The 19843-nt window shown below is 72.5% G+C and carries 19 protein-coding genes; 6 read left to right on the top strand and 13 right to left on the bottom strand.

Translation table 11 applies throughout. From position 1 onward, the window contains the following. The first annotated feature begins 23 nt into the window (after positions 1 to 23). Complete coding sequence (gene murG, locus VKN16_25565) at positions 24 to 1136, top strand: undecaprenyldiphospho-muramoylpentapeptide beta-N-acetylglucosaminyltransferase (protein HME97591.1); 1113 nt, start codon at positions 24 to 26, stop codon at positions 1134 to 1136. Next, on the top strand, positions 1133 to 2089 hold the full coding sequence (locus tag VKN16_25560; protein ID HME97590.1) for an ABC transporter substrate-binding protein: 957 nt from the start codon (positions 1133 to 1135) through the stop codon (positions 2087 to 2089). The genes murG and VKN16_25560 overlap by 4 nt, the downstream gene beginning before the upstream one ends. Here the strand turns inward: VKN16_25560 and VKN16_25555 are convergent. The 4 genes from VKN16_25555 to VKN16_25540 form a co-directional block, all read right to left on the bottom strand. Next, positions 2086 to 2661, bottom strand: coding sequence for a Maf family protein (locus VKN16_25555; GenBank protein ID HME97589.1), 576 nt, complete (start codon positions 2659 to 2661; stop codon positions 2086 to 2088). The two genes, VKN16_25560 and VKN16_25555, sit on opposite strands and share 4 nt — an antisense overlap. Positions 2662 to 2690: 29 nt before the next feature. Then, positions 2691 to 3608, bottom strand: coding sequence for a polyamine aminopropyltransferase (speE, locus tag VKN16_25550; GenBank protein HME97588.1), 918 nt, complete (start codon positions 3606 to 3608; stop codon positions 2691 to 2693). An 8-nt stretch (positions 3609 to 3616) separates the two neighbouring features. Beyond that, positions 3617 to 4027, bottom strand: coding sequence for an adenosylmethionine decarboxylase (speD, locus tag VKN16_25545; protein ID HME97587.1), 411 nt, complete (start codon positions 4025 to 4027; stop codon positions 3617 to 3619). A gap of 72 nt (positions 4028 to 4099) precedes the next feature. Next, a complete protein-coding gene (locus tag VKN16_25540; protein ID HME97586.1) occupies positions 4100 to 4279 on the bottom strand; it encodes a hypothetical protein in 180 nt (59 codons plus the stop codon). 72 nt (positions 4280 to 4351) lie between these two features. Between VKN16_25540 and VKN16_25535 the strand changes: the two genes are divergently transcribed. The 4 genes from VKN16_25535 (at position 4352) to VKN16_25520 (ending at position 7702) form a co-directional block, all read left to right on the top strand. Further along, positions 4352 to 4834, top strand: a complete 483-nt coding sequence (locus VKN16_25535; GenBank protein ID HME97585.1) for an arginine decarboxylase, pyruvoyl-dependent — start codon at positions 4352 to 4354, stop codon at positions 4832 to 4834. Positions 4835 to 4855: 21 nt separating this feature from the next. Further along, complete coding sequence (speB, locus tag VKN16_25530) at positions 4856 to 5713, top strand: agmatinase (protein ID HME97584.1); 858 nt, start codon at positions 4856 to 4858, stop codon at positions 5711 to 5713. Then, positions 5710 to 6477, top strand: a complete 768-nt coding sequence (locus VKN16_25525; protein ID HME97583.1) for a class I SAM-dependent methyltransferase — start codon at positions 5710 to 5712, stop codon at positions 6475 to 6477. The genes speB and VKN16_25525 overlap by 4 nt, the downstream gene beginning before the upstream one ends. A gap of 61 nt (positions 6478 to 6538) precedes the next feature. After that, positions 6539 to 7702, top strand: coding sequence for a class I SAM-dependent rRNA methyltransferase (locus VKN16_25520; protein HME97582.1), 1164 nt, complete (start codon positions 6539 to 6541; stop codon positions 7700 to 7702). Positions 7703 to 7768: 66 nt separating this feature from the next. Here the strand turns inward: VKN16_25520 and VKN16_25515 are convergent, their stop codons facing one another. The 9 genes from VKN16_25515 to alaS are packed head-to-tail and all read right to left on the bottom strand — an operon-like array spanning position 7769 to position 19833. Then, positions 7769 to 9343, bottom strand: a complete 1575-nt coding sequence (locus VKN16_25515) for a CopD family protein (GenBank protein ID HME97581.1) — start codon at positions 9341 to 9343, stop codon at positions 7769 to 7771. Between the two features lies 1 nt (position 9344). Beyond that, positions 9345 to 10508 carry a CDP-alcohol phosphatidyltransferase family protein gene (locus VKN16_25510; GenBank protein HME97580.1) on the bottom strand — a complete coding sequence of 388 codons (1164 nt, stop codon included), beginning with the start codon at positions 10506 to 10508 and terminating at the stop codon, positions 9345 to 9347. Next, entirely contained in the window at positions 10505 to 11557 is a 1053-nt protein-coding gene (locus VKN16_25505; protein HME97579.1) for a Gfo/Idh/MocA family oxidoreductase, read from the bottom strand. The genes VKN16_25510 and VKN16_25505 overlap by 4 nt, the downstream gene beginning before the upstream one ends. Further along, a complete protein-coding gene (locus tag VKN16_25500; GenBank protein HME97578.1) occupies positions 11544 to 12872 on the bottom strand; it encodes an aspartate aminotransferase family protein in 1329 nt (442 codons plus the stop codon). The genes VKN16_25505 and VKN16_25500 overlap by 14 nt, the downstream gene beginning before the upstream one ends. Then, positions 12869 to 13717, bottom strand: a complete 849-nt coding sequence (locus VKN16_25495; GenBank protein HME97577.1) for a hypothetical protein — start codon at positions 13715 to 13717, stop codon at positions 12869 to 12871. The genes VKN16_25500 and VKN16_25495 overlap by 4 nt, the downstream gene beginning before the upstream one ends. A 17-nt stretch (positions 13718 to 13734) precedes the next feature. After that, positions 13735 to 14442 (bottom strand): NTP transferase domain-containing protein, encoded by a 708-nt coding sequence (locus VKN16_25490; GenBank protein HME97576.1) that lies wholly within the window; start codon positions 14440 to 14442, stop codon positions 13735 to 13737. Further along, the gene (locus VKN16_25485) at positions 14442 to 15104 is read right to left on the bottom strand and encodes an HAD family hydrolase (GenBank protein ID HME97575.1); all 663 of its coding nucleotides are present in this window, start codon (positions 15102 to 15104) and stop codon (positions 14442 to 14444) included. The genes VKN16_25490 and VKN16_25485 overlap by 1 nt, the downstream gene beginning before the upstream one ends. Positions 15105 to 15117: 13 nt before the next feature. After that, the gene (locus tag VKN16_25480) at positions 15118 to 17148 is read right to left on the bottom strand and encodes a molybdopterin-dependent oxidoreductase (protein ID HME97574.1); all 2031 of its coding nucleotides are present in this window, start codon (positions 17146 to 17148) and stop codon (positions 15118 to 15120) included. Between the two features lie 6 nt (positions 17149 to 17154). Continuing rightward, complete coding sequence (alaS, locus tag VKN16_25475; protein HME97573.1) at positions 17155 to 19833, bottom strand: alanine--tRNA ligase; 2679 nt, start codon at positions 19831 to 19833, stop codon at positions 17155 to 17157. Between the last annotated feature and the right edge of the window lie 10 nt (positions 19834 to 19843).

The following is a 19843-nucleotide window of genomic DNA, read 5'->3' as shown; positions in this document are numbered from 1 at the left end:
CATTCGCCCGGTCGTCCGCCCCGATGCGAGTCGTCATAGCGGGCGGCGGCACCGGAGGGCACACGAGCCCCGGCCTCGCCGTCGCCGCGCGGCTTCGGGAGATCGGCGCGGAGGTGCACTGGATCGGCAGCCGCCGCGGCATCGAGGCGCGGCGCGTGCCCGAGACGGGCGTGCCGTTCCACACGATCCCGGTGGGCAAGCTGCGCCGCTACTGGGACTGGCAGAACGTGCCGGACCTTGCCGTGCGCGCCCCCGCCGGCCTCGCCCGGTCCTGGCGCCTGCTGAGGCGGCTGCGCCCGTCGGTGGTGCTCGCCACCGGCGGCTTCGTGGCGCTGCCCCCGGCCCTGGCTTCGCGCGCGCTTCGCATCCCGGTGGTCGTGCACGAGCAGACGAGCGTGCCCGGGCTGGCCAACCGGGTCGCCGGCCGCTTCGCCCGGCGGATTGCGCTCACCTTCCCCATGACCGGCGAGGAGTTTCCGCGCGAGCGCACGGTGCTGACCGGCAATCCCCTCCGGCCCGAGCTGCGCGGCGGCTCCCGCGCCGAAGCCTGCCGCCGCTTCGGTCTCGATCCCGCGGCGCCGATCGTCTACGTCACCGGTGGCGCCCAGGGCTCCCACCGGCTCAATCGCGACGTCGGTGCCGCGCTGCCGCGGCTGCTCGAGGTCTGCCAGGTGATCCACCAGTGCGGCGACAACCCGGCGACCGACGACCGCGCCTGGCTGACCGCCCGCGCCCAGGCCCTGCCCGAGTCGCTGCACCGCCGCTATGCGCTGCAGCCCTACGTGAGCGCCGAGCTGCGCGATGTCTACGCGGCGGCCGCACTGATCGTCGGGCGCAGCGGCGCCGGCACCGTCAACGAGTGCTGCCAGCTCGGCCTCCCCGCCCTGTACGTGCCCCTGCCCGGCACCAGCGGCGATGAGCAGACGGCCAACGCCCGGCTCGTCGAGGCGGCCGGCGGCGCGGTGATGTTCCCGCAGGTCTCGCTCACGCCGGACGGGTTGGCCTATGCGGTGACGCGGCTCCTCGCCGACCCCGCGGCGCTGACCGCGATGGGAGAGCGTGCCAGGAGCCTCGCCCAGCCCGACGCCGCCGACCGGATCGTGCGCTTGCTCCAGGAGGTCGCGGCGGCGCGATGATCGCCTGGCTCGTGCTGCTGCAGGCCTCGCTGACGATCGCGGTGGCGGGGCCGGCCACGTCACCCGAGTACCTGCCCCTGCACGTGGCGCAGGCCGAGGGCCTCTTCACCGCCCAGAACCTCGCCGTCACCTTGCGACCCTACCGCTCCGAGCCGAGCGCCGCCGAGGCGCTGGCCTCGGGCCAGGCGTCTCTCGCCGCCACCTCGCTCGACTCGGCGCTCCGGCTCGGCGCGGTGGACGGCCGGCCGCCGCGCCTCGTCTGGGGCTTCACGGCCGCGCCGCCGGTGGCGCTGCTGGTGAACCCGGCCCGGAAGGACGAGATTCGCTCGCCGGCCGATCTCGTCGGTCAGACCGTGGCCGTGCCCGCGCCGGGCGCGCCGGAGGACCAGGCGCTCGCCTTCCTGCTCGCCCACGCCGGCGTGGCGCCCCAGCAGGTGATGCTGCGAAGCCTGGGCGAGCGAGGTGCGGCCCGTGCGCTCGAGGGAGGCCAGGTGGCGGCGGCGGTGCTGAGCGAGCCCTACGTGAGCAGGATCGTGGAGGACGGCGCCGCGGTGGTCGCGGTCGACCTGCGCACGGCCCGCGAGGCCGCCACGTGGCTCGGCGGGCCGAGCGTGAGCGCGGCCCTGTTCGCGCGGGCGGGCACCGAGCCGGACGCGGCGACTCTGCGAGGCCTCGCCACCGCCTTGCAGGCCGCGCTGACGCGCATCCTCTCGACGGCGCCGCCGGCACTGGCCGGCGGGCTGCCCGCGACGACGGTCGGCTCGCCGGCCGATTTCGCCCTGCGGCTGGCGAAGGCGCGCGACCTGTTCCTGCCCGGCGGCCGGGTGAGCGTCGAGGCGCTCGAGCACGGCGTCGAGCTGGTCCGGGGGCGCGCGCCGCTGCCCGCCAAGGTGAAGCTGCCCGCGGTGGACCGGCTCCTGCTGCAGGAGCCGGCGGCCGGCAACGCGCGCTAGCTCGCGCGGAGGCCGCGCCGCTCGAGCAGCGCGCGCGTGGTGGTCAGCGGCAGCCCGACCACGTTCGTGAAGCAGCCGACCACGCTGGCCACCAGCTGCCCGCCGAGGCCCTGCACCGCGTAGGCGCCGGCCTTGTCGAGCGGCTCACCGGTCGCGACGTAGGCCTCGATGGCCGCGTCGCCGTAGTCGCCCATCCGCACCCGGCTCGTCACCGACGTGGTCTCCTGCCGGGAGGGGGCGCCCGGGGCGTCCAGCTCGACGAGGGCCAGACCGGTGATCACCTCGTGCTCGCGACCGCGCAGCTCGCGGAGCATGCGGGCGGCGTCGGCCGGATCACGGGGCTTGCCGAGGAGCCGGCCGTCCAGGACCACCTCGGTGTCGGCGCCCAGGACCACCGCCGGCGCCCGGTCGAGCCCGGCCGCCACCGCGCGGGCCTTGGCCAGCGCCACCGCGGCGATGGCCTGGGCCGGCGGGAGCGCGGGATGCTCCTCGGGAATGTGGCTGGCGAGGATCTCGAACGGGATGCCGAGCCGCTCCAGCAGCTCCCGGCGCCGTGGTGAGGCGGAGGCCAGGATGAGGACCGGGGGGCTCAGGAAGCGGGCTACGTGACGATCAGGGGGTTCTTGTCGGTGATGACGCGGTCGTTCTTCTCGATCGCCACCCGGAGGAACTTGGGCAGGTTGAACGAGTGCAGATGGGCCTGCCCGTCCCAGTACCCGAGCTGCTTGGGATCCAGGCGCTCGGCGATCAGCCGGTCGATCTCCGCCGCCGACTGCGTGCGGGGGTCCATGCCCTTCGAGGCGAGGATGAAGCCCCAGGGCGTGCCGAAGCACGAGATGAAGCTCTGGTAGGGCGCGACGACCGGGAAGACCTCCTGGAGCGTGCGATTGACCGCCCCGTGGAAGAAGATCTCGTTCACCTTGGTCATGCCGGCCTGCATGGTCATGACGCCCTGGTCGGTCAGGCGGTCGCGGATCAGCGTGTAGAACTCCTTGGTGAACAGCAGGCACGCCGGCCCCTCCTCCAGGGGCTCGACCAGGTCCACCACGATCAGATCGAAGCGGTCGGTCGTCTTTTCCAGGTAGGCCCGCGCGTCCTCGTGGAGCAGCCGGGTCCGGCGGTCGTCGAAGGCCCCCTGGTGCATCTCGGGCAGGTGCTTCTTGCACTCCTCGACCACCTCACCGTCGATGTCCACCATCAGGCAGTCGGTGATGGTGCGGTACCGCAGGATTTCCCGGACGGTCGCGCCCTCCCCGCCGCCGATGACCATGGCGCGCTGGGGCCGCGGATGGGCCAGGAGGCCAGGGTGCACGAGTGTCTCGTGGTAGATGAACTCGTCGGCCTGGCTGGACTGGATCCGCCCGTCCAGCACGAGACACTTGCCGTACGAGAGGGTCTCCATGATCTCCATGAGCTGGAACTTGGTCTGCCGCGTGACGATGGTCCGGGCGATGGCGTGCATGTGCCCCTCGACCGGGGTCGTGGTCTCGAAGAACCACTTGTACTGAGGCGTCGCCATCGGCCGGCTCAGCTCCCGGTGGTGGCGACCGGCGCGCCCGCCGGCTTGTGCAGGAGCGGACGCGGGTGGTTCATGAAGATCCCGCGCTGGAGCTCGACCACCGAGGCCCGCGCGGCCCCGAACTGCTCCACCAGGTAGTCGGCGGCCACCTGCGGCTGGAGCACGTCACCGCAGGAGAAGACGTCGACGGCGGCGTAGCGGTACTCGGGCCACGTGTGGATGGCCAGGTGCGACTCGGCGATGACGACGACGCCGCTGATGCCGAACGGGTTGAACTCGTGAAATACCACGTCGACGATGGTGGCCTGGGCCCTCTTGGCCGCTTCCACCATCGACGCCTTCACGGTGTCCAGACTGTTGATGGCCTCTGCGTCGCAGTCGAACAGCTCGAGCAGCAGGTGACGCCCCAGTGCTTGCACTCTTTCCCTCCTCCCGAAACTTCCTTGTTTTCTCCGGCGAAATTCCGGGCCGGATTTTTCTGCACTGTGGGGCTAAATTTTTTTCATTGCAAGAAAAAAATGCGATTTTGGCGCCTCGGACGTCACCGCGGACGCGCTCGCCACGTCGCCGACGCGCCCGCCGACGCTCGCGCCCGCGCTCGCCGACGCCGCCGACGGCAACTTTTCGCTTGCGTTCGTCGGTTCTGCCGCTACGATGAGCCAGAAATTCACGACGAGCCGCGGTGGGGCGCGGCTCGGACTACACGGCGAGGCCGTCTCGCGAACGCGAGGAGGAGAGCGCGAATGCACTTCGCACCAGTGACCAAGGCGGCAGGCACCGCCGGCAACGCGGAGGGCTCGACCCCACTCAACGCCTTCGACAATGCCCTCCTGGCGGCCGGCATCGGTAACATCAACCTCATCAAGGTCTCGAGCATCCTGCCCCCCGGCGTGGAGCTCGTGGCGCTGCCCCGGATCAAGCCGGGAGCGCTGGTGCCGACGGCCTACGCGGCGATGACCAGCGAGGTGCCGGGCGAGGTCGTGGCGGCCGCGGTCGGCTGGGCGCGGCCCGAGGATCCCGCCAAGAACGGCGTGATCATGGAGTACCACGACAAGGCCACGCGCGAGGAAGCCGAGCGGATGATCGTGCAGATGCTCGAGGAGGCCTTCCGGGTCCGGGGCGAGACGATCCGGGACCTGAAGGTCTTCGCGGTCGAGCACCGGGTCGAGCGCACCGGTTGCGCGCTGGCCGCCGTGACGCTCCTCTCCGAGGACGACCTCGTCTAGCCCCGAGGCGGGCGTGGGCTCTTGATCGCTGCTGAGCCCCGCTTCATCGCCTGCCGGGCGGCCTTCCCGGACGCCCGGATCGTCCTCTTCGGCATCCCGTTCGAAGGCCGCGTCAACCTCCGGCGCGGCGCCGACCACGGCCCGCGCGACCTGCGGGTGGCCTCGGACTCCATCGAGACGTATTCCCCGTTCCTCGGGCGCGACCTCGAGGACCTCGCCATCGCCGACCTCGGCGACTGCCAGCTGGGCGACGGCACGCCCCGGGAGCAGCTGACCCGGGCCCGCGAGGAGATTCGAGGCTTCTGGCGCCCCGGGCTGATCCCGGTGATGCTGGGCGGCGACCACACCGCCACGCTGCCGGTCATCGAGGTGCTCGCGCCCGCCATCCCCGACCTGCGCATCCTGCAGCTCGACGCCCATCCCGACCTGCGCGAGCAGTTCCTCGGCGAGCGCTACAACTATGCCTCGGCGATGGCGCGGGTGATGGACGTGCTGGCGCCCGAGCGCGTCTTCCAGGTGGGCATGCGCACCGGCGCCCGGGAGGAGTACCAGCGCAAGGCGCCGCACCTGTTCCCGGCGCACCAGATCCATCCGGTCGAGGCGGTGAAGAGCCTGCTGCCCGAGTTGGGCCGCCACCCGCTCTACGTCACCATCGACGTCGACGTGCTCGATCCGTCCGAGGCGCCCGGCACCGGCGCGCCCGAGCCCTGCGGCATCACCGCCTCGGATCTGGTGGAGATCGTCCGCCTGCTCCAGCCCTGCCCCATCGTGGGAACCGACCTGATGGAGGTCGCGCACACCTGGGATCCCTCGGGCCGCACCGGCATCACCGCCTCGTGGATCCTCCGGGAAGCCATCCTGACCTGGTTCGCATCATGACCGCCCAGTACTCCGCGCCCCGCTACTACGAGATCGCCTTCGACATGAACCGGCGACAGGAGGTGAACTTCCTCGTTCACTGCTTCCGCCGCTACGCGCGCCGGCGCGTCCGGCGCGTGCTCGACATCGCCTGCGGCACCGGCCCGCACCTGATCCGGCTCGCCGGCCGCGGCTACCGGATGTCGGGGCTCGACCTCTCGCCGGAGAACATCGCGTACCTGCGCGAGCGGGCCGCCGCCGGCGGCGTCACCCCCGAGCTGTTCGTCGCGGACATGACACGCTTCCGGCTGCCCAAGCCGGTGGACGCGGCCATCTGCATGCAGGACTCGCAGGGGCACCTGCTCACCAACGAGGCCCTGCTCGATCACCTGCGCTGCGTGGCCCGCGCGCTCGGCAAGGGGGGCCTCTACGTCTTCGACCGCTACATGTGCTCGTCGTGGACCGATCCGGCCCGACGCTGGTCCTGGACGCGCCGGCGCGGCAACGCGACGGTGCGCGCGACGTTCGAGGCGCTCAAGGACCTGAACCCGGTGACCCAGACCTTCTTCGAGGACATGGAGCTGGAGGTCCACGAGAACGGCACCCGGCACGTCTATCGCCAGCGTCACGCCTCGCGCATGGTCTTCCCGCAGGAACTGAAGGCCCTGGTCCAGCTGGCCGGCGGCTTCGATCTCGTCGAGTGGTTCTACGGCTTCAAGCCGCACCTCCGCCTCGACGAGGCCCACCACCCGCTCCTGATGGTGGTGGTGCTGCGGAAGCGATAGAGGCGTCCGCGCCTCTTGGGAGATGGGGCCCCTCTCCCGACGGGGAGCGGGACACGATCCGATGGCCACGCTGATCCTCAAGCGGGGCGCCGAGCGCCGCATCCGGGCCGGGCACCCGTGGGTCTATCGCGGCGAGGTGGCCGACCTCAAGGGCGCCTGGTCGGCCGGCGCCGCGGTCGACGTCGCCGACGCGGGCGGGCGCTTCCTCGGGCGCGGCTTCTACAGCCCGCGCTCCACCCTGGTCTGCCGCCTGATCACGCGCGAGGACCAGCGGGTCGATGGCGCCCTCGTCCACGCGCGTCTCGAGGCGGCGCTGCGATACCGGCGGGCCGCCGGCCTCGAGTCGGCCGCCTACCGGCTCTGCTGGAGCGAGGCCGACGGCCTGCCCGGGCTCGTGGTCGACCGCTACGGGCCGGTGAGCGTCGTCCAGTGCCTCACCCTCGGCATGGCGCGCAACGCCGAGTGGGTCGGCACGGCGCTCGGCCGGCTCTTCCCGGGCGACGAGGTGCTCCGGCTGGACGATCCGACGGCGGCCCGCATCGAAGGGTTCGAGCCGGTGCGCGACACCCGCGAGGCCGAATTGACGGTGGAGGAGGGGGCGGGCCGGTTCGCGGTCTCCCTCGGCGCCGGCCACAAGACCGGGCTCTACCTCGACCAGCGCGACAACCGGCTGCTCGCAGCCACGCTGGCCCGCGGCCGCCGGGTGCTCGACGCCTTTTGCTACGCGGGCGGCTTCGCCTGCCACGCGCTGCTGGGCGGCGCGGCCTCCGCGCTCCTGCTCGACGCCTCGGCCGAGGCGCTGGCCGCGGCTCGCCGCAACCTGGCCCTCAACGCGGTCGAGGACCGCGCCACGCTCCGTGAGGGCAACGCCTTCGACGCCCTCCGCGATCTCGAATCACGCCACGAGCGCTTCGGCCTGGTCGTCCTCGATCCGCCGCCCTTCACGCGCCACAAGTCCGCGGTGGAGGCGGCGACGCGCGGCTACAAGGAGATCAACCTCCGCGCCCTGCGCCTGCTGGAGCCGGGCGGCCTGCTGCTGACCTTCTCCTGCTCCCACCACATCACGCCCGCCCTGTTCGAGGACATCTGCCGCCAGGCCGCCGGCGACGCCGGCCTCCGCCCCCGCGTGCTCTCCACCCTCACCCAGAGCCGCGATCACCCCATCCTGTTGACCGTGCCCGAGACCCGCTACCTCACCGGCCTCCTCCTCCAATCCACGCAGTAAGCACAGGGGTCAGGTCTTGCATTACGACATTTCCGCGGGCGTAGGACAAGCTTCGAGCGGCCCGAGCTAGCTCTCGCGGTAGAAGATCAGGAGGACGCCGATGAGGGCCAGCCCGATGGCCCAGATACCGCGGGGCAGGCGCTGGCGTCCCTCGGGCAGGCGTAGCTCGAGCCAGCGGGTCCAGCCGATCATCATCGCGAGCACGCCGAGCGGCGTGTGCGTCACTTCCAGCAGGAACTCGTCCTTGAGGTTCTGCGCGGCGTGCGAGTGCGTCAGCAGCAGGCCGCCGCCGAGGGCGCACAGCAGGGGGAAGATCAGCGCGGCCCGGCGCGAGCGCATCCGCCCGGTGCGGACCATCCATTCGAAGATCCCGAAGGCCACCACCAGGACCGTGAAGATCCGATGCTGCATCACCGTCGCGACCAGCCAGCCTTCCCAGAAGCCCTCCGGCCCGAGCGGCCACGAGCCGGGGTCGCTCCGCACCATCATGAAGGCGGCCAACGCGAGGAACACCAGCGGCCAGTGCCGTGCCCAGCGGGCGTGACCGGAGGCGTGCAGGATCGCCAGCAGGCCCATGACGAGCACGAGGAGCCCGGAGACGTGGTGGTTGAACTCGGACCAGGCGCGGTCGGCGTCGGTGCGCGGGGCGTCGGGGTCGTCGATGGGCATCTCGTCGATCGACGGGGAGCGCAGCGTCGGCATCCGGGGCGTGAATCGCCCGGCGACCTCGGCCAGGGTCGCGCGATCGTGGGTGAGATCGACCGCGGGCGGCAGCGAGGTGAGCGAGGCGGCCGCGAAGAGCACGGTGAGGCCGAGGCCCACCTCGACCTCGACGAAGCGGCGCATCGTGACCTGGTCGGCCTCGACACGGCCGTCCATGCGGCGGATCGCGCGCGAGTTCAGCGCGCCCAGCACGAGCAGCCCGGCCAGCATCACCACCTTGGTCATCACCATCAGGCCGTAGGCGGTGCCGACGAGGGCCGAGACGTCGTCGACGTAGTAGATCGAGAGCCCGACGCCCGCGGCCACCAGGACCACCACCGAGGTGAGCGCCAGATTGGAGAACCGCTGCAGCAGGGCCACCGGCCAGGGCCGCGGCCCGCGCGCGATCGCCGCCGCGATCAGGTGCACGAGCCCGCCCACCCACGCCATCGCCGCGACCTGGTGGGCCCCGTCGAGCAGCAGCAGGGGCCCGCGCGACTCGAGCCGGGCCGCCGCGTGGCTGGTCCACGGCGCGGCCGCCACGATCGTGGCCGCGAGCAGCCCGATCGCGGCCCAGAGGCCGCGGCGCTCCTCGGGCTCGCGACGGAGCTGGAGCGCGCAGGCGGCCAGGGCCACGCCGGCCAGGATGCGCACGAGGCTCACCTGCACGTAGAGCGTCTGGACCGCGGCCATCAGGGGCCAGACCGCATCGTGGAGCAGCACGTACAGCTCGCTCGCCAGCGCCAGCGTCTGGCCGATCGCGAGGACCAGCGCGCCCAGCGCGATGAGCCCGAGCGACCGAGCGCGCGTGACGAGGTCCGGCACCGGCCGGGAGCCGAAGGGCCGCAGGACCAGCAGCAGGAAGCAGACGCCGCCGACGGCGACGGCCTGCGCCGCCAGGATCAGCCCACGGAGGATGACGTCGAGGAAGCCGGCCACGTCACTTGGCCCGTCGCCGGCCGGCGCCCCAGCGGACCAGCATCATGAAGATCGGCGTCCCGAGCGCGACGCACACCAGGAACCACTGGGCACGGCCGAAGCAGGCCAGGACGATGACCAGATAGATGAAATCGCGGTTGGCGAGCGCCTCGGCGAGGCGGGCCCCCGACGCGGACCGCGCCCCGTTCTGCTGGGAGACCAGGACCGCGGACAGGCCGGTCCCGGTGACGGCGAGCATGCCGAGCGCGAGCGGCCAGAGGGCGTCGATGGCCATGCTCCAGCCGACTCCCATGCAGGTGAAGACCGCGACGTGAACCAGGTTGTCGCCCCAGAAGTCGAGGCGGGCCCCGGCCGGGGACTCGAGGAACTTCAGGCGGGCCAGCTCGCCGTCGCAGCCGTCGAGGATGGAGTGGGTCAGGAAGAGCAGGCTGCCGATCACCTGGGTCAGCGGATCCACCGAGAGAAAGAACGGCGCGCTGCTGAGCCCCACCGCGAGGCTCACCAGCGTCATCACGTTCGGAGTGATCGACGTGCTCACGAGCCGGCGGGTCACGGCCAGCGAGATGCGCCGCTCCACGTGACGCGACATGAACCCCTCGGTGTCCTTGATGAGCCCGCGCAGCAGCCAGTCCTCGGCCGCCTTCACCCCGCCGGCGCCCTCGACCGCGAATCGCCCCGCCGGGTCCCCCGCGGGGGCGATGCTCGGCAGGCGGCGCGAGAGGGAGGCGACCAGGTCGTGCGGCGCCGAGCACTCGCCCGCGGTGCGGAGGACGTCGCCGCCGCCCGCGCTCTCCAGCGCCGCCACCATCGAGGAGTCCACCAGGATCGTCTCCGGCTCGAGCGGCATCTCGCGCAGCCCGCGGAGCCAGCGGGCCTGCGGCAGCACGTTCACCGGCAGCAGGACCACCCGATCCGGCGACGGCGTCCCGGCGCCGCCGTCGAGCACCACCGCGCCGGTGCCCTCGAGCAGCCGCGGCTCCGGACAGGCGCCCCGATGCACCAGGATCCGCTCGAAGCCGGCCCGGGTCGCCGCGAGCACGATGCGGCGCAGCAGCGGCAGCCCGGCGATCACGGTGTCCGGGGGCAGTCCCTTGCCGGGCGGCGCCGGCAGCACGACCAGCACGCTGGGCACCGACACCGCCGCCGTCGGCAGGAGGGTGGTCACCGCGCGGATCCGACCGCTCCGGCGGAGAGGGCGCGGCGCCCGCCGCCGCTGCGGCTCGACTCCCGCGCGCCGTGCTCCACCGCGATGCAGACCGCCGCCTCGTCCAGGTTGGCGCTCGACTCGCGGGCGCCGCGGTCGCGCACGCGCGCGATGAACTCGTCGGCGATCGCGGTGAACCAGTCCGGGTGCGCCGAGCCGTCGGACAGCGGCGGCGGATATCGGCGGCGCTCCTCGCGACCGTCCGTGGTGAGGACGAGGGCGTCGTCCTCGATCTCGATCCGCCCGGCGGTCCCGATGACCCGCGCGTGGTTCTCCCGGGTCTCGGCGGCCCAGGTCAGCACGATGTCGGCGACCGCGTCGGGGAAATGCAGCCGCACGGTGGCGGTGTCCTCGACCGCGAAGCGGCGATGCCGCCGCGTCTCGAGGCGCGCGCTCACCGCCTCGGGCCGCGCGCCCACCCAGCGCGGGATCACGTAGGAGACGTGCCAGCCGTGGTCGGTGAGCACCCCGCCGCCGCCGATCTCGGGATCCACGCGCCAGCCGTCGCCGTTGGCGGCCACCGCGGGCCGGGTGCGGAGGGTCTGCCAGACCACCTCGCGGACCGCGCCGATGCGGCCGGCGCGGATCGCCGCGTCGGCGGCGCGCACCAGCGGCGCGTGGTGCCAGTTGTGCACGGTGTGGAACGCGACGCCGGCCGCGCGCGCGAGGGCGGCCAGCCGATCCAGCTCGGCGAGGGAGCCGACCAGCGGCTTCTCGCACAGCACGTGGAGCGAGCGGGCGAGCGCGGCCTCGATCAGGCCGGCGTGACTCGAGGGCGGCGTGCAGATGTCGACGAAGTCGAGATCGTCGGAGGCCAGGAGCGACTCGACCGAGTCGTGCCACCGCGCCTCGGGCAGCGCGCCCCGGCAGGCGTCCTGGCGTCCCGGGCTCGCGTCCGTCGCGGCCACGATCGCGCAGTCGGCCCGCTCTCGCCAGCCGGGCAGATGACCGTTCACCGCGACGTTCCCCAGCCCGATGACGGCGCCGCGCAGCCTCCTAGTCCCGCCCATGGCGCCGCAGCACCGCTCCGAGAGCCTCGTCCAGGATGGCCAGTCCTTCCCGCGCGAGCTCCTCGGTGATGACCAGCGGCGGATTGATCCGGACGGTCGGCGCGTAGGTCATCGAGAGCAAGCCGCGCCGCAGGCATTCCTGGTACAGGTCGCGGGTGATCGCCCGATCGAGCGGCTTGCGGCTCTGGCGATCCTCGACCAGCTCGATGCCGAGCAGCAGGCCGCGCCCGCGCACCTCGCCGACCGTGCGGTACTTCTCCTTGAGCCGCTGCAGCTCGGCGAGCATGACCGCACCGACCCGGTCCGCGTTCTTGACCAGATCCTCGTTGAGAATGATCTGGAGCGCGGCGAGCCCGGCCGCGGAGGCGAGCGGATTGCCGCCGTAGCTGGACGAGCTGAAGCTCGGGTTGGACCAGGGCTTGGCCTGAGTGAGCGTGTCGGTGGAGATCACCGCGGACAGCGGAAAGCCGCCGCCCACGCCCTTGCCCACCGTCATCATGTCGGGGACGATCCCCTCGTGCTCGGTGCCCCACATGGCCCCGGTGCGCCCGAAGCCGGTGATCATCTCGTCCGCGAAGAAGAGCGCCCCGTGATCCCGGGCCACCGACTGGACGGCCCGCAGGAAGCCGTCGGGGGGGATGATGTTGCCGGCGGTGCCCTGGATCGGCTCGACGATGATCGCGGCGATCTCTCCCGCGGTCTGGTAGCGGATGACGTCGCGCACGTACTCGGCGCACGCGATGCCGCAATCCGGATAGCGCAGCTTGAGCGGGCAGCGGTAGCAGTCGGCGTAGGGCGTCGAGTACTGGCCGGGCAGGAACGGGCCCTGGTGATGCTTGAACTCGCTGCCGAGCAGGCCGAGCACCCCACCGGTCTTGCCGTGGAAGCCGCCCCAGAACGAGACGACCTCCTGCTTGCCGGTGGCGGCCTTGGCCAGGCGCAGGGCCGCTTCCACTGCCTCCGCTCCGCCCGAGAAGAGCTGGATCCGGCCGAGGCCCTCCGGAGTCACCGAGGCGACCAGCTCGAGGAAGCGCGCGCGGGTCTCGGTGGTGAAGCTGCCGAAGGTGAGCGTCTCCACCTGGCGCTTGAGCGCCTCGACGTAGTGCGGGTGGCAGTGTCCCACGCTGCCGACCGCGATGCCCGCGATGAAGTCGATGTACTCGTGCCCGTCCTCGTCGTAGAGCTTGGATCCGCGGCCGCGGGCCATCGCGAGGCCGGAATAGAGCGCGAACGACTGGTAGCCGGGCGCGATGTGCCGCGCCTCGCGCGTCACGATCTCGCGCGACCGGGGTCCCGGCTCGCGGGGCGCGGTCATGGTCGGCCTCCGAGGGGCCCGCCTCCGAAGCGCAGCGAGAGATAGGAGGCGATCACCGGCGCGGCCTCGTCGCGATAGAGCGCGAAGCTCGGCCACGCGTTGAGATCGATCAGGGTCAGCGCGCCGTGGCCGGAGGCGATGGCGTCGCCCCCGTAGACCTCGAGGCCGAGCGCGGAGGCGGCCGCCCGCACGAGCCGCGCGAGGTGGGCCGGATCGAACACGTGCCCGCCGAGCCGCTGGTCCCGGTGGTAGAACCAGCGGAACCACGCGGGTGCGCCGTCCGCGCCGCCTCCGCCGCCGACGCCGTAGAACTTGATCAGGTCGCCGGGCACGTGCGGCTGCAGCACCGCGGTGGTCATGCCGCGTGCGGCCAGGCCGGCCAGCGCGGCCCCGACCGCGCGCTCGTCGTCCGCGAAAACCACGTCGCCCTCCTGGGTGTTGTGCACGTCGGGCCGCTTCACCCACACCGCGGCCCGGACGCCCGCCTCCCCGCCCCGGGTCGAGACGATCCGGCTCTCGATGAAGGGCACGTTGGCCTCGCGGAGCTGCGCGATCATCCGCTCCCGGTAGGTGTTGAGCACCGCGAGGGGCGCGTTGACCTGACGGATCCCGCGCTCCTGCCAGCCGAGCAGGACCCGCAGCGCCTCCATCCGCTCGCACATCAGGAACACCCCGTCGGGCGGCGTCTCGTCGGCCCCGAGCTCCTCGGGGGCCTTCAGCTCCACCTGCGCGCCGCGGCTCTCCAGATGCTTGGCGGTCAGTCGGAGGATCTCGGCGTCGTCGCTCTCGCGTCCCGGCGAGTGCTCGCGCTCGCGGAAGAGGCCCCAGTATCTCGGCTCGCTCACCTCACGTCCTCCCCGGCTCAGGCACGCCCCGCTCGCCGGCCCGCGAGCGCCTCCGCGCTGGCCACGTCTTCCCTCCGATCCACGTCCACCACCGTCTCGATGATCTCACCGAACATCGGCTCGCCGCTCGCGCGCAGCCACCCGAGGTACTCGCGCAGACGCTCGAGCGCGGGCGCCGACTCGATGCGGCGCGCGCGCTCGGAGACGCGATACACCCCGGCGGTGACGAGCCCGCCGCCCGGGTCACCGATGGCCTGCACGCGCCCGGCCGGCCCGAGCGTCACCCAGAGGGGCTTCTCGTCCGCCACGAGCGGGGTGACCGCGAGCACGGTCGCGGCGTCGGGGCGGCGCGCGGCCGCGGCCGCGAAGCGCGCGAAGTCTTCCGGCGCGCACCACGCGTCCACCGTGGAGACCAGCATCGGGCCGGCCGGCCCGCGCCCGGTCACCTCGCGGAAGCTCTCCAGCGAGGAGGCGGTGGTCTTCACGATGAACTCCACGTCGAGCGAGGCGCGATGCGCGCGCACCCACTCCACGCACGCGCGCTCGTCCTCGTTCACGATGATGGTGATCGAGGTGACGCCCGCCGCCTCGAAGTTGCGCAGGACCGCGCCGATCAGGGGCACGCCGGCCACTTCCACCAGCGGCTTGGGAGCGGTGAAGCCGTCTCGCCGCAGGCGGCGGCCCTCGCCCGCCGCGATGATCCCCCCGCGCACCGCCCCGGTCATCAGAGAAGCAACGCCTCCACGGCCTGAAACGTCTGGATGATCGCATCGCCCGGGCAGCACGGCCCGTCGGGTGGCGCCGGCTCTCCGGCCAGCCAGATGTGTCGCATGCCGAGCGCCCGTGCCCCCGCCATGTCCCGCGCCGCCGAATCGCCCACGAACACCGCGTCCGCCGGCTTCACGCCCAGCCCGTCCAGCGCCATCATGAAGATACGCGGATCGGGCTTCAGGATCCCCACTCGCTCGGAATCCACGACGGCACCGAGCAGGGGCCGAACCGACACATTATGGCACACCGTTTCGAGGTTGCCATAGAAGTTGGACACGATGCCGAGGTGATAGCGCGGCCGCAGCCGCGCCAGCAGCGCGCGATTGCGCGCGAGGTGCCGAAGCGCGTCGGCGAGAAAGCGCTCGGCCACCCGCGCGATCACGCGCTCGTCGCGGACGGCCAGCGCGGTCGCGAGGCCGCGCGCGAGTCGATGCACCGTCTCCTCGAAGGAACACGTGATCGGGATCGCGCCCACCAGCGCGTCGTCGGCCGCGTAGAAGACGGGATCGAACGCCTCGCGGCTCGCCGCGGCCCCCTCGTCGCGCCAGAGCCGGTAGAATCGCTCCTTCCAGGTCAACCCGTCGGCGTCGAGGGTCCCGCCGAAGTCCAGCAGCACCGCGCGCGGGGACTCAGGCAGGCGCGACCTCCACCGCTGCGTCGAACGCGGCCTGCCCCGCCGAGAAGCCGAACACGTCCACCGCCGCGTCGGGGATGCACGACTCGCCCGCGGTCAGCCGGTTGAGGCCGTCCCAGCCGTCGCGCATCCACACGGTGCGCGCGGGCACCCGATCCGTCACGAGGGCGCGGCAGCGCATCTCGCCGCGCTCGTTGAACACGCGGATGTCGGTGCCGTCGGCGACCCCGCGCGCCGCCGCGTCCGCCGGCGAGATCCACAGCGCGGGGCCCGGCTCGAGCGCGGCGAGCGACGGCAGCGCGCGGCCGTGATCGTAGAAGCCGTGGAAGTGGCCGAGGGTGCGGCCCTGGCGCAGCGAGAGCGGGAACCGCGACGGGGCCGGCGCCTCCGGCACCGGCAGCGGCGGCAGTCCCAGGCTCTCCGCGCGGGCCGAGTAGAGCTCCACCTTGCCGGATGGCGTGGGGAACACCCGCGTCGGATGTCCGACCGGCGAGACGTTCAAGGCGCGCCGGCCGCTCTCCGCGCGCAGCGCGGCCACCGTGGCGCGGCCGGTGGCGGGATGATCGAGGATCGCGTCGAGCGGCCCCTCGTCGCCCGTCCACGGATAGAAGTCGGCCACCCCGAGCCGCTCGGCGAGCCCGCGCAGCACCCACGCGCCCGTGCGGGTCTGTCCGGCGGGCGGCAGCGCCGGCTCCATCAGGTAGAGATGCGTGTTGGTCGCCTTGCAGCCCAGCTCCTCGACCCACGCGGTGCTCGGCAGCACGATGTCCGCGAAGCGCCGCGCGGTCTCGTTCCAGAACAACTCGTAGCTGACGATCAGCTCCTGCCGCGCGAGGGCGCGCTCGACCCGGGCGACGTCGGCGTAGGAGGACAGCATGTCGGTGCCGAACAGCCAGAGCGCGCGCACCGTGCCGTCCTCCAGCGCCTCGGTGACGCGCGACATCTGGTTCGGCACGTAGCGGCCCGGAGGCCGGCGCTCCGGCTCCGAGATGTCGGCGAGACCGTGGCCGTGCCCCTTGCTGCCGTGGCGCGGACCGAGCCCGCCACCCGCGATGCCGAGATTACCGGTGAGGGCGGGCAGGCACGACACCGCGCGCGCGCCTCGCCAGCCCTGTCCGCCCTTGTGCATGCTGCTACCCCCGAGCACGATCATGGCCGGCCGGGTGCTCGCGTACCGGCGCGCGAGCGCCGCGATCGTCGAGGCGGCGAGGCCGGTCTCGGCGGCGGCCCACTCCGGCGAGTACGGCCGCACGTGGGCTGCGAGCGCGTCGAACCCGACGGTGTGGCGCGCCACGAACTCCCGATCGCAGAGGCCCTCGCCGATCAGCACGTGCATGAGGCCCAGGGCCAGGGCCGCATCGCTGCCCGGCCGCACGATCAACACCTCGTCGGACTGGGCCGCCGCCTCGGTGCGCCGCACGTCGATGGTGACGACATGCGCGCCGCGACGGCGGGCGTTGACGAGGTGGCGGCCGGTGTTGGGCTGGCTCGCGAGGTTGGCGCCCCACAGGAGGATCAAGTTGGCGTGCGCGCCCATGTCCTCCTTGGTATTGGTCTCGAGCGGCCCGGTGAGCCCGATGCCGAAGCCGCCGAGGCCCCAGCAGATCATGGTGGGCGCCCACCACTGACAGCCCCAGAGGTTGGCGAAACGGCGCAGCAGCTCGGAGTTGACGCGCGTGCCGTAGTTGGTGGTGAAGAAGCCGTGGCCGGACCAGAGGCCGACCGCTTCGCGGCCCACCGCCCGCGCGTTCGCCGCGATGCGGTCGAGCGCCTCGTCCCAGCCGATCTCGCGAAAGGCCTGATCGCGGCGGTCGCGCGCGAGCGGCGTCAGGATCCGCTGCGGGTTGCCGATGATCTCGCGCGAGGCGTGGCCGCGCACGCACAGGAAGCCGCGGCTGTCCGGATTGTCGGGATCGCCCGCGACCTCCACGATGCGCCCGTCCTCGACGGTGACCAGCATCCCGCAGAGGGTGGGATGACAGTTCATCGGACACATGGTGCGGACGGTGCGGCGGTCCGTGGCCATGCGCCGCTAACCCTGGGCCGTCCGCTCCACCCAGCCGGCCACCGCGGCCAGCGCCTCGTCGAGCTTGGACGCGTCCTTGCCACCGGCCTGCGCGAGATCGGGGCGGCCACCGCCGCCGCCCCCGACCATCTTCGCGATCTCCTGCACGAGCCGGCCGGCCGGGAAGCGCCTGGTGAGATCCTTCGATACCGCGGCGACCAGGTTCACCTTGCCGTCCGCCGCGCTGCCGAGCACGATGATGCCGGACGGCAGCCGATCGCGAAGCGTGTCCACGACCGAGCGCAGGCCGTCGGGATCGAGCCCATCGAGGCGCGCGGCCAGCACCGTCACGCCGGCCACCGGCGTCGCGGCGGTCACGAGGTCCTGGGCCTGAGTGCGGGCCAGCCTGCTCTCGAGCTGGGCCAGCTGCTTCTCCAGGCGCTTCTGATCCTCCAGCAGCGTGGCGAGGCGCCGCGGCAGCTCCAGCGGCGGGATCCTGAGCAGGCCGGCCGATTCGCGGAGCGCCGCCTCCTCGCGGCCCACGTGGGCCAGCGCGGGCTCGCCGGTCACCGCCTCGATGCGCCGCACGCCGGAGGCCACCGCGCCCTCGTCGGTCACCTTGAAGAGCCCGATCTGGCCGGTGGCGTCGAGGTGGGTGCCGCCACACAGCTCCGTCGAGAAATCGCCGATGCGGATCACCCGCACCCGGTCGCCGTACTTCTCGCCGAAGAGGGCCATGGCCCCGCTCTTGAGCGCCTCCTGCAGGTCCATCTCGGCCGGGCTCACCACCACGTTCGCCTGCACCTGCTCGTTGACCAGACTCTCCACGTCCTCCAGCTCGCTGTCCTTCACCGCCGCGCCGTGGGAGAAGTCGAAGCGCAGATGGTCGGGGGCCACCAGCGAGCCGGCCTGGGCGACGTGGGTGCCCAGCACGCGACGGAGCGCGGCGTGGAGCAGGTGGGTGCCGGTGTGGTGCTGGCGCAGGCCCTGCCGGCGACGCGACTCGACGCTGACCGCGACCTCCTCGCCCTCGCGCAGCTGACCCTGGGTCACCGCCACCCGGTGCACGATCAGCTGGCTGCCGCGATAGTAGGTGTCCTGGATCCGACCCTGCCCCTCGCGACCGACCAGGGTGCCGGTGTCGCCCTGCTGGCCGCCGGACTCCGCGTACGCCGGCGTGCGGTCCAGGATGACCTCCACCGTCTCGCCCTGCCGCGCCTCGCGCCGGCGCTGGCCGTCGGCCACCATGGCCAGGATGCGAGCCGGCGCGGTCAGGGCGCCGTAGCCGAGGAACGTGGGCCGGGCGAGCTCACCGGACAGCCGCTGGTAGATCGCCACGCTCGGATCGCCGCTGTCGCCGCCGCCGAAGGACGCACCGGCACGGGCGCGCTCGCGCTGCGCCTCCATCTCGGCGTCGAAGGCCTGCTGCGTCTCCGGGGTGACCGTCCAGCCCGCGTCCGCGAACACTTCCTGGGCCAGGTCGGACGGGAAGCCGTGGGTGTCGTAGAGCGTGAACAGGAAGCGGCCGTCCACGGTGCGGGCGGCATCGCCGCGATGCGCCTCCAGGTACTCGCGGATCTTGGCCATGCCGAGGTCGAGCGTCTCCGCGAAGCGCTCCTCTTCCTGCCGCACCGCCTCGGCCACGCGCGCCTGCGCCTCGCGGATCTCCGGGTACGCCTCGCCCATCACCGAGACCACGCGGCCGGTCACGTCCCAGAGGAACGGCTCCGACATCCCGAGCATGCGGCCGTGGCGCATGGCCCGGCGCATGATCCGCCGCAGCACGTAGCCGCGCCACTCGTTCGAGGGCATGACGCCGTCGGTGATGAGGAACGTCGCGGCACGGGCGTGATCGGCGATCACCCGCATCGACACGTCGGCCGCCTCGTCGCGGCCGTAGGTCTTCCCGCACAGCTCTTCCACTCGCGCGAGCAGGGGCCGGAACAGATCGGTGTCGTAGTTCGACTGCTTGCCCTGGAGCACCGCCGCGACCCGCTCGAGCCCCATGCCGGTATCGATGGACGGCTTGGGCAGGGGCGTCATCGCGCCACTCGCGTCGCGGTTGTACTGCATGAAGACCAGGTTCCAGACCTCGAGCCAGCGGTCGCAGTCGCACGCCGGCCCCGGGCACGTCCGCCCGGCCTGCTCCTCGGCGCAGGGCAGGTGGTCCCCCTGGTGGAAGTGCACCTCCGAGCAGGGGCCGCACGGACCGGTGTCGCCCATCGCCCAGAAGTTGTCCTCCTCGCCCAGCCGCAGGATGCGGTCGTCGGAGAGCCCCGCGACGGTCTTCCAGAGGCCGAACGCCGCGTCGTCGTCGGTGAAGACGGTGGCCTTCAGTCGGTCCTTGGGCAGCCCGAATTCCTCGGTCAGGAGCTCCCAGCAGAACCGGATCGCGTCCTCCTTGAAGTAGTCGCCGAAGGAGAAGTTGCCCAGCATCTCGAAGAACGTGTGATGCCGGGCGGTGTGGCCGACGTTCTCCAGGTCGTTGTGCTTGCCGCCGGCGCGCACGCACTTCTGGGCGGTGGTGGCCCGCACGTAGTCGCGCCGCTCCTCGCCGAGGAAGACCGACTTGAACTGGACCATGCCCGCGTTGGTGAAGAGCAGGGTCGGGTCCTGGGCGGGCACGAGGGGGGACGATCGCACCACGGTGTGCCCGCGGCGGCGGAAATATTCGAGGAATCGCGCTCTGATCTCGCTCCCGGTCATCGGAGCGATA

The sequence above is a fragment of the Candidatus Methylomirabilota bacterium genome (genome assembly GCA_035315345.1).
Lineage (GTDB): Bacteria > Methylomirabilota > Methylomirabilia > Rokubacteriales > CSP1-6 > CAMLFJ01.
The sequence above is the reverse complement of the archived record's forward strand: the minus strand, read 5'-3'. Positions and strand labels throughout refer to the sequence as shown.